This is a genomic window from Psychrobacter sp. 1U1, from assembly GCF_051847535.1.
In the GTDB taxonomy this organism is placed as follows: domain Bacteria; phylum Pseudomonadota; class Gammaproteobacteria; order Pseudomonadales; family Moraxellaceae; genus Psychrobacter; species Psychrobacter saeujeotis.
The window spans coordinates 189,896-203,586 of sequence record NZ_JBPYDD010000006.1; the positions used below are offsets into that span (position 1 = coordinate 189,896).

Sequence of the window (13,691 nt, forward strand, 5' to 3'; positions counted from 1 at the left end):
TTGACCCTCTTATTCTTACATTATATTTAGTACCTTTAACTTATTTTTTAATAACTCACTTTTAATTTGGATATGATATGGACTTCGATAAACTACTGCAACTCATGGTTAAGAAGAACGGCTCTGACTTGTTTATTACAGCTGGCGTTGCGCCTTCTATGAAAATAAACGGTACTATTTGTCCTGTAGGACAAGCGCCATTAACGGGTGAGCAAACTTTGCTTTTGGTCAAAAGTCTTATGACCTACAATCAGCAAAAAGAGTTTGAAGACACCAATGAATGTCAGTTTGCCATCTCAGATAAATCGCAGCTGGCACGCTTTCGGGTCAGTGCTTTTATGCAGCGTGATATGGCAGGCATGGTTTTACGAAAAATCGAAAACAAAATTCCAACGGTTGAAGAGCTGCGCCTGCCTCCTTCGCTAAAAGAGTTGGCGATGAAAAAGCGTGGTATCATCTTATTAGTCGGTGCTACAGGGACAGGCAAATCAACCACGCTTGCTTCTATGATCGGTCATCGTAACCAAAACTCTCATGGTCATATTATTACTATCGAAGATCCCATTGAGTTTGTACATCAGCACAAAGGCTGTATCGTCACGCAGCGTGAAGTTGGTGTCGATACTTTATCATTTGAAGCTGGGCTAAAAAACACCTTGCGCCAAGCGCCTGATGTTATCCTTATTGGTGAAATTCGTAACCGTGAAGTGATGGACTATGCGATCCAATATGCTGAAACAGGACATTTGGTTTTTGCAACATTGCACGCAAATAATGCCAACCAAGCGATCGATCGTATTATCCATTTCTTTGAAGCTGATCGTCACAATCAGTTGTTCATGGATCTCTCGCTCAACTTACAAGCTATTGTTGCGCAGCAGCTTATCCAAACGCCAGATGGCAAAGGCTACCGTGCAGCAATTGAGGTGTTGCTCAACTCACAGCTGATTAGTGACTATATCCGTAAGGGTGAACTACACGAAATCAAAGAAGTAATGACGCGCTCACGTGATAGTGGCATGCAAACCTTTGATCAAGCATTGTTCGACTTATACGAAAATGGTGACATTACTTACCAAGATGCGATTAAACATGCGGACTCTCCAAATGACTTGCGCTTAAAAATCAAACTAAACAGTAAAAATGGCAGTAAAGACATTGAAGAAAATGCCAGCAGCTTGTCTTTAAATATTGGCTAATTGCAATTTATTGAAATCAAGAAAACCAAGCATGCAAATAAAAAACCGCTTTCAAATTGAAGGCGGTTTTTTGTTTTGGTTAAGTCTATTGATTATTTTGCACTGTCTTTACATTCTTGATTGTTACAAATACCATATAACACCAGTGAGTGCCCAGACAGTTTAAAGCCATGCTCCGCTGCCACTTTTAACTGCTCTTCTTCAATGACTTCGTTATGAAACTCAATAATCTTGCCACAAACATCACAAACCAGATGATCATGATGCTCTTCTTGAGTGATTTCGAACACTGACAAATTGTTTTCAAAGTTATGACGTTCAACAATACCTGCTTGCTCGAACTGCGTCAATACTCGGTAAACTGTCGCCAATCCTACATCTTCGCCTTGCTCAATAAGCGCCTTGTATACCTCTTCTGCACTCATATGATGCAGCTCTGCTCTCTCAAGTAGCTCTAAAATTTTAATACGCGGTAAAGTTACTTTTAATCCTGCTTTACGTAAGTCCTGATTGGTAAAAGAAGCCATAATATCCCTTCTGACTATTAAAGTCTTAACAAATAAAAATTGAAAAATAGCTATAGTGAATTAGTAGCTAGGCTATGCCCTCACTTTAAAAATGATGCTAAAAATAAAATATATTGTAGTTATAAGCTTATGAATTGACACTATAAATTACTGAGTATATCAGGTAGCATTTGGTAAATAATGTCGTAAGTGGTAGGCAATTGCAAGTAAATGACGTATCATTTGTTCAAGATTGCCGGCAAGACTTGCCCAATATGCATTTAGCCGCGCCTAACCCATTTTTATGAGCCATCTTACCATGATAAAGCTATTAAATCGTTCTCCCCTTGGCCGTCAGTCATCTCATTACTCAGCCAATCTGCGCAAAATTATGATTACTGCAACCCTTGGCATTACTGTTGCCTTATCTGGTTGCTCATTATTTAACGTTTATAGAATTGATCTACCACAAGGTACACCAATCACTCAAACTCAAGCTCAAAAACTACAAGTAGGCATGAATCAAAACCAAGTATTGTACATACTAGGGAGCCCTGCTATCAAAGACACATTAGCACCCAATCGTTGGGATTATATCTACGACTACCAGGCAGGCACAGAAGGTGAGCGCAAAGGTATCACAGATGTCAAAAATGCCAGCCAGCATTTGATTGTCTATTTTGATGCCAATGGTATTGTCACTCGTATCGAAGGTATAGAAACCCTACCTCAGTCTTAACCATTTATATTTGCTTTTTTTTATCACGATTTTTGCGCTGAGACATGGGATCAGCGCTTAAGCTACGGTATACCTCGATGCGATCTAGCGGTTGTAATATGTAGCTTATAGGCTGTTTTTGTGCATAAATTCCTACATGCCAGCGCTTGGCAGTAGGCGTTATCATACTTGCTACTTGTTCGCACCATACGGCCAAGTTAGGAAACTGAATTAACCATCCAGCTTGTTCTAGTGCTTCATATAGAGTCGTACCTTCAACGACTTGTAATGTCAGATAATGTTGGCGCTTTACATCTTCAGCATAGGCCAGTTGCACTGTCATCATGGCTGGCTTATGAGAGCGTTTAGACGTATTCTCTATCAACTCAGCCATAGCAGTATCCAACCTACTAATGCTAAAATCAGTGCTAACGGTACAATGAGACGAATGGCCACGCGCCATAGGTTGTACGATGCTTCACTGCCAAAGTTTAAAGACTTACGCAAGTGACTGATTTTCATATGCCAGCCGGCAAATATAGACAGCACTAGCACTGCAATACTACTCACTATAACCAATAGACCCACTAGCCAAGCTGTCGGTACTATTGTGACTAGTAACAAACCTACAATCAATGTTATAACCAAGCCGACCACTAGGCCAAATTTATGCGCTAGCTGCTGGGCGCTATAATATAACAAATAGCTTGCTACAAATAATACGCCTGCATGGTATAGCAGTTGCCCAATGGGCGGTAGTGCTAAGCCACTACTGAATAATGCAATGATACCAATGACTAGCTGCAGTATCCAGATGGGTAGCACCAGTTTGGCAGCACGATAGGTATGAGGAGCCTTAGTCGAATGTGACTTGGTTACATTGAGACCATCTGGCTCTACTGCAGTTACTATCTGCTTCGTCACTAGATGCTGACCAAACCAGTATAGTCCAGTACCTGCTCCTACACTGACCAACGCAAGTGCAACCGCTCGTGCCCATTCGGTTAAGTTAATGTTCGTCATGGCGAATTCAACTTGCGGGAGGCCATTGGTCAGGCCCATCACTAAGCCTACAACCATCAGACCTAGACCTATAGGCAGAGGCGCGACCCCAAGCAAGCTTAACAATACTGCAATCACCATTAAACCACCAGCAACCGCAAAAACTGGCAAGCTAGGAGCGCTATTCAGCTCTGTCAGCGCAGATAAAAGACCGCTACTTGCTCCAGATATTATAAGTGCAGCAATCGCAATCGCTACTATCGCTGTCAACCAACCAAAACTACGCCATAACGGACTAGCATCAGCTTCGCGGGTTAGTTTTTGCATGCCTGCTAAGGGTGCTTCAATACTACGATAAGCCAAAGCAATCTCTGCATAAATCACTGGCAATGAAACCAATACCATCGCAAATAGCCACAACAACCAAAAGTCTATTTCACCAATTGAAGTAGGTGCAAACCAGCGAAAAAGCAGTAGTGGCAACAGTGCTGCCATAAAATAAGAAGCATAGCGGACCATCATAATCTCAATCCAAACGATCTAAAGTGAATAACAATAGGCAATTATACAGACCCATTAAGTATACAGACCCATTAAGGAAGCTGTATTTCTTTATACAATATAGGGACAGGCACCTATAAAAAAACCCCGAAAACGGGGTTTAATAATCAAATAGGCATCAATTAATGAATAGCACTTACATAATCCGACAAGATACGAATATCACGATCTGACAGTCTCGCTGCTACCGTCTGCATCATACCCATCTCGCCTTCTTTGGCTGCATCGTTGACACGTTTTTGATCGTCGCTTGCGATATCGTCCACGCGGCCCGCTGCACGGAACAGTTTTAACTGAGTAGCGATATATTCTGCGTGCTGACCACCTAGTTTAGGAAATGCGGCCCAATCATTACCAGCTGCATCTGGACCATGACAGCCTGCACAACCAATCACACCGCGTGACTTATCGCCACCTAAATAAAGCTTGGTTGCTTCTTGATTGGTTGCAGGATTACCAAAGCCCACGCCCCAAGGTGACTGCTCAGCATAGTATCCTGATACGTTAGCCATATCTTGCTGCGACAAATTAGCAACCTGCGACTGCATAATGCCGTTTTTGCGGTATCCAGATTTAAAATTGACCAATTGCTTATATAAGTACTTTACATTTTGACCGCCAAGATTTGGCTGAGCTGGCACGACACTCACTCCATCAACACCATGACAAGCGGCACAGACCGTTTCTGCAATTTGTTTACCTGCATTAGCGTCATATTCAGGAACAATAATAGCAGCTTGTACGCTGAAACTTGCAACACATAAGCTGGCGGCAGCGATTAACTTTTTCATTGATACAGATCCTACTAACTCGCCGTAAGTATTATCTCGATTGATTGTATTAACAGAGCACTCACCAAATCACACAAGCACGTCTATAGCTTGACTAAATTAATCATGAAATTTGCGGTGTTCATAACAAGCAGCCCGAAAGCACTTACTAACATCAGGGTTTATTTGCAATTATTATAGCAAGACTTTAAAGAATTTGCCTACTTAATCATAGTAACTAACGTTTTTTTATCTAAAACTAAGCATACAACATATTTTGTAAATCATCTGCCTGTTTTATAAAATCTTATAGGTATCATTAGGATACTCAAAGGTCTATAAAGTAGAATTGACAGCTAAGTTTCTCGCTACTTACTCATATATTCAATCAATTTGCGATAATCATCATCACTACAGCTATCACATAATCCGCCCGCTGGCATTTGAATCATGCCACCCTTTACAGAATCAATCAGTGCAGGCATACCTTTTCGTTCTATAAGGCGTTGCCACTGAGCGCTATCACCTTTCTTGATGGCATTTAATGCCCCACTGTCATGGCAAGCCGCGCATGAGTCATTGTAGATTTTGGAGATATCAGTTGCTGCATGACTACTCGTCATAGCAATGCTGATGACAAGTGCCACCATACTACTACTCAAGGCTTGGCCTATTTTAATGCTACTAATATTTAATAAACGCATATGATATCCTCTTTAACAGAATAATCATGTCTACAATTATTCGATACATAAACTTGTTAACTGATAATATCTTATATTGTAACGATATATGTCGAGTCAAAGTAGTATTATCTCGTTTAATGTTAGTAACGCTTAAGCGTTGTATGATAATTTTGCTAAGCTGCTATTCACTTTAGTGTTATGCTGTCATATATAGAACGGCAGAGATAAGCAATATACCAAATAGATCATCGTAACACTCATCCTTTATCTGGCTGCTTATTGGTATTAAAAGTCATTCTAAGTTTTGTATTATCGATGTGACAGCTAGCCGCTTATCTTTTTTTGACTTGTTCTGTGATGTTATTTCAAACTTCGTTTTAATTTTTTGATTGTTAATGAGTCATTTATGAGTACCCCGTTTAAAGATGTTGCCGCTGAACATGCGGTGTTTAATACCAAAGCCCGCCAGCGTATCCAGCAAACTGAATTTATGACGTCGGCGCCTACTTTTCGTCTTTGTCCGCCAGATATCGGACTAGAAGTCGCTTTTGCAGGACGCTCAAATGCGGGTAAGTCCTCGGCTATCAATGCGTTAACCAACCAGCGTCAGCTTGCCCGCTCGTCTAAAACGCCGGGACGTACACAAATGATAAACTTTTTCAGCATTGGTGATACCAACAGACGCTTGGTTGACTTACCAGGCTATGGTTATGCAGCTGTCCCGCTTGAGATGAAAAAAGAATGGCAGGTAGAGTTAGAAGAGTATCTGGTATCACGCTCAAGTCTTGCAGGTTTAGTGCTGATGACAGATATTCGCCATCCTCTTAAGTTCTTTGATGAGCAGATGCTACATTGGGCTAAAGATGGCGAGTTGCCTGTCCATATCTTATTGACTAAGGCGGACAAACTCAAATATGGGGCATCAAAAAATGCCTTACTTAATACTCGTCAAGCCCTAAAAAAACTGGGGTTAAACTGTACTATTCAGCTGTTTTCTGCATTAAGAAAAGAAGGCCTTGATGAGCTGGCAGGCGTGATGGGCAAATGGTACGATTACAAACTTGATGATGACAAGCTGGTTGAGTCAAATCTTCAGTCGCTTCCTGCTACTCAGCTAGACGCTGAACCACAAGATGTTAAATCACAAGATAGTCAGTAAGATGCTGAATAACCATCATCTGCATAAATTAAAAAAGGGTTTATCATAATTAGTGATAAACCCTTTTTTTGTTCATTACGTCTCTTATTTTAACCACATAGTAGCTCTGTTAAAGCTTGGGGTGTATCAACTTGATAAGTCGGCTGCTGAGCGGCGAGCTCTTTATTGGTTGCCGTACCATAATCTACAGCAATACTGGTCATACCAAGCTTGTTCGCCATTTGAATATCATAAATACTATCACCGATAAATACAGCTTTAGATATACTGTGCTGCGTATGCTCTAAGATATCTGTCAGCATCTGCGGGTTGGGCTTGGAGCCTGACTCATCAGCACAACGAGTTATCTCAAAGTAGTGCTGGCTAGCAGATGCGGTAAGCACCCTATCAAGACCTCGTCTTTTCTTACCCGTCGCTACAGCCAATTTGCGGCCTTGCTGCTGCAACGTTTGTAACATGCCTTCTATAGGAGTAAAAAACGGTGTACGGTGACTGTTAGGAATGTAGTAGTCAGCATAACTTTGTTGAATAGCAAGCTTTTGTGACTCATTCGCTTGCGGATATAAAATCTCAATACCATTCATTAAACTCAATCCGATAATATCTTTGACTGCTTGATTAGTGGTGCAAAAACCATGCGCCTCTCCAGCAACATGCATGGACTCAACGATTAAACCGATCGAATCCATCAAAGTACCATCCCAATCAAAGATAACCAACGTCTTATCTGCTAAGCGATGATTAGACTGTTTACTCATAAATTTACCTTAGCGCACGGCAATAAACCAAAAATTCGATGTCAATACATTAGTAGTCAATACATTAATATAGGGGAGGGTTAAGTTTATTCTGGCAATGCAGTTTGCTCCGGCAACCAGTCTGCCATATCATCTGGTAACGGGGCGGTAATGATTTTATAGCCTGGAATATCTAGTCGCCATGCGTGCAAGCACAAGCGATGAACGCCTGATTTATCATGTACATTATACTTGTCATCACCCAAGATCGCATGACCGATATGGGCCAAATGTACACGGATTTGGTGCGTGCGTCCTGTCAATGGTTTGGCTTCAATCAAGCTGACTGGCTGACCTGCCAGTATAAAACGGCTATGTACGATGATATCCGTTTGGCTGTCTTTAGATTGCAGGTCCTGATTTTGTGAGGTACTGCTATCCACTTTGACACGGCGCTCACCATTAGCAAGCGTGTAACGTAACAGTGGGGCATCAATACGTTGCTCATTCAGAGCAGGCTGCCCTTTTGCCAGACATAGATAGTGCTTTTGAATGGTTTTGTCAACTAGGTGCTGCTGCAGCACTTTAAGTGTTGAGCGCTTCTTAGAAATCATAAGCAGGCCTGAGGTATCTTTATCAATACGATGAATCAGCTCTAGGTACTTTTTACCAGTCACCTCACGCATGGCCTCGATAACACCAAAATCAAGTCCACTACCGCCATGTACTGCGATACCAGACGGCTTATTGAGTACCAACAGCCCATCATCTTCATACACTACGCGCGCTAATAGGCTCTTCGCAAACTCAGTACTAATGATGGGTTTTTCGCGGGTTGCCAACTGAATAGGTGCGATACGTACGACATCGTCGCGCTCTACTCTATCATGTGCTTTGCAGCGCTTATTGTTCACTCGAACTTCATCTGACCGTATCATTTTATAAATATGAGATTTTGGCAGCCCTTTTAAGCGGTTTAATAAAAAGTTATCTAAACGCTGGTCATGCTGATGGCGAGTAACTTCAAGGTAGTTAACCTTTCCAAAGTTGCTAATTTCATCATCAGCGCTTTGTGGGCGCGTCTTGCTATTGAATATTGCTGGAGCTTCATGGGTAGGTGCATCGTCAGTCATTTTGGAATTTGTCATTTTTAGTTAGGTATTTACACAAAGATTTGTTATAGTTTACCATGTTGAGCGCCAATTAAGCAGAGACTAAGACAATAATCGTTATTGTCTTAAACAACTTATTGTTATCATTATTACTGGCTAGTAATGAGTTGATCTGGCGATTTTTGCACGCATCATCTACTTTCAGGACATCCTGCTCAGTAACGTCTGGCGTGATGTCCAATAAAAGGTATTTATACCAAATTAATCGCTTCGGTGATAATGGCAAACATGCTAAATTATCAAGCGGTAATAGAACACAACTACTCATTAACACACGGCCATGACTTGATTTTTTAATCATTGGGTTGGTGCAGCTGGGTAAGTAATGTTAATCCGATGTTAAGAGTTTACAGCTGCCTGAATATTGGCGGTCAAACAGATAAAACGATTGTCATACAAACAATGTATAGCCTACCGAGCTTGTAAGCCGGTTACCTATTCTGTTTGCCAAGTACGCCCCGCTGAATAACAGTGCAGTGGCACTTTTAACTTAAGATTCTTCTAAGACAGTTAGATGTTATAAAATAATAGATAGATAAAATCATTGAATTAATTTGAGCTGATATTAAGACGTTCGCTAGTGTTAACAGTTTAGACAAAACGGCGAATAAATTGTGACTTTGTGGTAAGTGCTTGGATACCCTTACAAAGTAAACCAGGTACGCCTTATATGTCAATAATCTTTGTAAAACCTAACATAGTAATGTGTTAGGTACTAGCCTTGAAACCAGTATAGGATGATTGGCATTAGATCATGTTACAGCCCTACACTCTGTATCAAAATTACTTAGAACGATTATTTTAGTCACTTTAAACACAGTCGTTAAATTTGAACCAACGATCAGCGACGATGACCTTTTAATTCGATACCTGTATTTATCCGAGCAGTACGCTCGCCCTACATCTACTAATTTTTAGTATTAGCATGACTTATCATCGCCACTTTACTTTGATTATATTTATGTTGTTTGCTGTCCATTTGGCAGCCTGAATAATCTGTTGGTGCTTTTTATCGTTAAAGCCGCTTGATAGCAGATTTTTTATTCAGAACCACTCAATATAATAACCCTTCTTGTCATTGTCCTGTGTACTCATAGGATAATAGTATGAAACGCATTTTGATTAACGCCACTCAAAACGAAGAAATTCGTGTCGCTTTGTGTAAAGGCAATCATCTCTACGATTTTGATCTAGAAAACCGTACCCGCGAGCAAAAAAAATCCAACATTTATAAAGGCCATGTCACCCGTGTCGAGCCATCACTTGAGGCCGTATTCGTTGAATACGGTTCACAGCGTCAAGGGTTTTTGCCTATTCGTGAAATCTCTACCGAATACTTAAGTGGCAACCCACGTGATGAAAATATCAAAAAGCTTATTAAAGAAGGCGATGAGCTGATCGTCCAAGTTGAAAAAGAAGAGCGCGGCAACAAAGGCGCGGCTCTCTCCACTTATGTCTCGCTCGCTGGTCGTTATTTGGTACTGATGCCCAATAACCCTCGTGGTGGTGGTATTTCGCGTCAAATCTCCGGCAAACTACGCGAAGATATGAAGCGTATGCTTGCCAATCTTGATTTGCCTAAAGGTATGAGTGTCATCATTCGTACTGCAGGTATTGGCAAAACTCAAGAAGATCTGCAACACGACCTAAATCATCTGCTCAATATTTGGCAAGCCATTCAAGAACAAAACAAAAAGTACCCATCACCACGCTTGGTTCATCAAGAAGCAGGTGTGGTGACACGTGCGGTACGTGATTATCTGCGTGATGATATAGCTGAGATTTGGATTGATAACGAAAACGCTTACATTGAAGCGGCAGGATTTATCGATGCAGTGATGCCAACACAAGCGGACAAACTACGCAAATATACTGACTACGAGCCTATGTTCGCACGCTTTAGCATTGAAAAGCAGATCGAGACCGCTTACCAGCGTGAAGTACGCCTGCCATCTGGCGGCTCGATCGTCATTGACCAAACTGAAGCGTTGGTATCAATCGATATCAACTCGGCCAAATCTACTAAAGGTTCAGACGTCGCTGAAACTGCCTACCATACCAACTTAGAAGCAGCTGATGAAATCGCTCGCCAATTACGTCTACGCGATATGGGCGGCTTGATTGTCATTGATTTCATTGACATGAATGACAATAAGCACCAAAAAGAAGTCGAAAAACGCCTGGTTGATGCGACCAAATATGACCGTGCTCGTGTTCAGTTCGGCGAGATATCTAAGTTTGGTTTGATGGAGATGAGTCGTCAACGTCTACGCCCATCATTAGAAGAGTCTACTGGCTATATCTGCCCACGCTGTCATGGCAACGGTATGATTCGTGATCTGCGCTCTTTATCATTGTCTATCATGCGCCAAATCGAGCAAATCGCTTTAAAAGAACGTCAAGGTGAAGTACAAGCAGAAGTACCAACTGACATTGCCGCATTTATTTTAAATGAAAAACGCGACAGCTTGGTTTATCTTGAACAAGACAGCGGCACACGTATCACTATCCTGCCACATGCTCACCTAGAGTCGCCCAATTTTAAATTGCATTTTAATCGTGATGGTTTTGCACCGACAAGCTATGAGCGTATCACTGATACGCAGCAACAAGAGCATAATGACCTCGGTTATGACGTTGACTGGCAAACATCAGAAAAAGAACGTCCTGAGCAGCAGCCTACTCGTCAGCCGCGTAAATCAGCTGATAACAAAAGTAGCCCAGACAATCGTGCAAGCAATCAAAGTAACGGACGCGCGTCATCATCGAATGTAGGCCAAAATAGCCATCGAAACAATGGCTCAAATAACGAACCAAAAAATACCGACAACCATCAGCATACTGACAATACGCAAGTAAGTACGCAAGTCTCCTCAGCGCGTGCTGCCACAAGTCATACTACACAGAGTAATCAGCAGGTCTCTACTACGCAGCCAAAAGCTGTTGCTTGGCTGTCTAATCTGTTTGCGCAGGCGCCGCAAGCACAGACTGCAAACAGTGTTAGTAGTCGTGATGCCGCTGAAGCTATTGAGACATTAGTCAATACTGGGGCGCAAAGCTTAGGTTCGTTTGGGCAAGTGGATCGTACAGCGTTAGATAACAGCCAGCATTCATCAAATCAAAGTGATGATCCGCAAAATGTACGTCAGCAAGACGATAACAATACTCAAAGTGTCACTCAATCGTCAAAGCAAAGCGCGCTTGATGATGACAAAAAAGAGAGTCACAGCGACGATAGAAGAAAGCGCAAGTCACGTAAATCAAAATCTTCTAAATCGCGTCAAAGAAAAGATCAGCGCGATGACAACGATAGCGCAGATAATAGTACAGATGATACCAACGATAATAATCGATCTGATACGCAAGATGGACGCGAACGTGATAATAAGCGTGGCAACGATCGTAACGGCAATCGTCGAAACACTCGCCAAGACAACCGTAATAATAATCAAAATGCCAGCGAGCGTACAGAAGATAGTACCTCGAGCGAGCAGTCACGTACGAAACGCAAGCCTCATAGCCAGCGCAACTCACGTGGTAAGCTTGAACGCGGGCAAACCTTAACAGTTGACAATGATACTAAGCAGAATAATCAGCAGTCCACTGCCAATGCGGCAAAAGGTAAACCACAAGCGAATGCTCAGCGCGACCAAGACCCCAATGAAGTAGTATTACAGGTCAATGAAGCGCCGACTAAAAGCAAGGCTTCAGAAGTAGTGCATCTTTCTTTGGACGACAGTAAATCGAGTCAATCGTCGTCTAAAGCTATGGATACGCAAGAAGCTGGTCAGCATAATGTTGATGACAAAGACAAGGCTGCTAAACAACGTCATCCAGACAAATCTGAGACGACAACATCTAAGTCAGAAGATCGCTCATCATCCGCTGCGAGTAGCGCTAAACCTACTGAAAGCTTAGTTGAGAGCAAGGCTCAAAGCGCTGAGTCAAAAGGTAATTCATCTGATAGCACATCATCATTTGAAGAGAGTAAAGAAGAAGTCGCTAATGCTAAGGCAACCTCTCAGCCATCGGCTCAAAAAGTAGCTTTAGAGCCAAAAGCAGCTAAAGCTAGCAGCATACAATCTGCTGCTGATACTCAGCCAGCTGAAAACGATGAGTCTAAAAATGGTAATAAAGCTGATGTGAGAAGCAGTACAAATGAGGATACAAAAGGTAATAACGCCCTCACGTTTACTCACGAGGCCTTATTTGCCGCTCGTTATGTGACTGCTGATAAGTTTGGTCAAGCAAGCAATGACCCACGTGTCGTCCGACGTCAGCAGCCAACACCAGTCGCTGAGACTAATGCACAGGCGAGTTCTGCACCTGCTACCATTCGCGGTACAGTTGGTGAGTTTATTCACGCAACGTTAGCAGATGCACAAAGCCGCTTGGCAGATAAAGGGGTTATCAGCTGCTTTATTCAAGCGATTGAAGCACATACGCAGCATACTGACGCTACTGACCTGACTAACATTGACACTAGTCATGCAGACGATAGCCAAGATGAGGCTTTTGACTTTAGTAATTATGGTTATCAGCCTTTAGATGCTGATTACTTGACCCAGTTTGATGCCATGACTCAAGCAGCGAGCCAATTTGCTACTGCTCAAGGCAAGACAGAGGTCGCACCTCAGGCTATTGGTCAACGTGCTAGTAATGATCCACGTGGGCAGCATCCTGACTATCGTGCTGAAGAACAGCAGGCCATATTGAGCATTTCTGATGACCATCAAGTCGATGCTCATGAAACCGCAGCCGCTGCATTGGCCAGTGAAGTACAAGCTGACGACATCACTGTTGAGAGTGAACAGCTGTTAAAAGCAGATCAGGCGTTACTTGATGATAGCAAAGCTGCTGAGCATAGCGATGCTACAAAAGAGGACAGCCAAGCAGCTAAATCAAAGACGACTATTGCCAGTTATAAAAACATGATCGAGAGTGTCGCTGAGCAGCTGCTGCCACAGACTGGTATGTTTAATTTGACCACGCCAAAGGTGCCAAAAGCGCGTAGTCGTAAGCCAAAGTCTGAACATATAAAGCCTACGCAAGCTGAAAAGTCTGAAAATGACCATTCAAGTAGCGACAGTTGATTATTAGCCCTGATATAATTTGTATAATTGGTATAACGCAACTTTTATAGCAATTTTATACTTATAATTTAAAAAGCCCCAAAGTTAC

General features: G+C 42.1%; 11 protein-coding genes. 4 read left to right on the forward strand and 7 right to left on the reverse strand.

The features are described 5' to 3' along the window. Positions 1-77: 77 nt before the first annotated feature. Positions 78-1,199, forward strand: a complete 1,122-nt coding sequence (locus ACS8FB_RS10835; RefSeq protein WP_299218269.1) for a PilT/PilU family type 4a pilus ATPase — start codon at positions 78-80, stop codon at positions 1,197-1,199. A 92-nt stretch (positions 1,200-1,291) separates the two neighbouring features. Here the strand turns inward: ACS8FB_RS10835 and fur are convergent, their stop codons facing one another. After that, positions 1,292-1,726: a ferric iron uptake transcriptional regulator gene (fur, locus tag ACS8FB_RS10840; RefSeq protein WP_068034202.1), complete on the reverse strand. Its 435-nt coding sequence runs from the start codon at positions 1,724-1,726 to the stop codon at positions 1,292-1,294. 283 nt (positions 1,727-2,009) lie between these two features. Here fur and ACS8FB_RS10845 point away from each other — a divergent pair, with 283 nt between their 5' ends. Then, on the forward strand, positions 2,010-2,444 hold the full coding sequence (locus ACS8FB_RS10845; protein WP_439262867.1) for an outer membrane protein assembly factor BamE: 435 nt from the start codon (positions 2,010-2,012) through the stop codon (positions 2,442-2,444). Between the two features lie 4 nt (positions 2,445-2,448). Here ACS8FB_RS10845 and ACS8FB_RS10850 read toward each other — a convergent pair whose 3' ends face one another. The 4 genes from ACS8FB_RS10850 to ACS8FB_RS10865 form a co-directional block, all read right to left on the reverse strand. Continuing rightward, a complete protein-coding gene (locus tag ACS8FB_RS10850) occupies positions 2,449-2,817 on the reverse strand; it encodes an RnfH family protein (protein ID WP_439262869.1) in 369 nt (122 codons plus the stop codon). Beyond that, positions 2,805-3,947: a hypothetical protein gene (locus ACS8FB_RS10855; protein ID WP_439262871.1), complete on the reverse strand. Its 1,143-nt coding sequence runs from the start codon at positions 3,945-3,947 to the stop codon at positions 2,805-2,807. Before ACS8FB_RS10855 ends, ACS8FB_RS10850 begins: the two co-directional genes overlap by 13 nt. Positions 3,948-4,108: 161 nt before the next feature. Beyond that, the gene (locus ACS8FB_RS10860; protein WP_439262873.1) at positions 4,109-4,777 is read right to left on the reverse strand and encodes a c-type cytochrome; all 669 of its coding nucleotides are present in this window, start codon (positions 4,775-4,777) and stop codon (positions 4,109-4,111) included. 347 nt (positions 4,778-5,124) lie between these two features. Further along, a complete protein-coding gene (locus tag ACS8FB_RS10865; RefSeq protein WP_299218281.1) occupies positions 5,125-5,460 on the reverse strand; it encodes a c-type cytochrome in 336 nt (111 codons plus the stop codon). A gap of 388 nt (positions 5,461-5,848) precedes the next feature. Here ACS8FB_RS10865 and yihA point away from each other — a divergent pair, with 388 nt between their 5' ends. After that, positions 5,849-6,601: a ribosome biogenesis GTP-binding protein YihA/YsxC gene (gene yihA, locus ACS8FB_RS10870; RefSeq protein ID WP_439262876.1), complete on the forward strand. Its 753-nt coding sequence runs from the start codon at positions 5,849-5,851 to the stop codon at positions 6,599-6,601. An 89-nt stretch (positions 6,602-6,690) separates the two neighbouring features. Here the strand turns inward: yihA and ACS8FB_RS10875 are convergent, their stop codons facing one another. Both ACS8FB_RS10875 and ACS8FB_RS10880 read right to left on the reverse strand, forming a co-directional pair. Continuing rightward, entirely contained in the window at positions 6,691-7,359 is a 669-nt protein-coding gene (locus ACS8FB_RS10875; protein WP_439262878.1) for an HAD family hydrolase, read from the reverse strand. Between the two features lie 86 nt (positions 7,360-7,445). Beyond that, positions 7,446-8,471: an RluA family pseudouridine synthase gene (locus tag ACS8FB_RS10880; RefSeq protein WP_439262880.1), complete on the reverse strand. Its 1,026-nt coding sequence runs from the start codon at positions 8,469-8,471 to the stop codon at positions 7,446-7,448. A gap of 1,145 nt (positions 8,472-9,616) precedes the next feature. Here ACS8FB_RS10880 and ACS8FB_RS10885 point away from each other — a divergent pair. Then, a complete protein-coding gene (locus tag ACS8FB_RS10885; RefSeq protein WP_439262882.1) occupies positions 9,617-13,603 on the forward strand; it encodes an Rne/Rng family ribonuclease in 3,987 nt (1,328 codons plus the stop codon). The last annotated feature ends 88 nt before the right edge of the window (positions 13,604-13,691 follow it).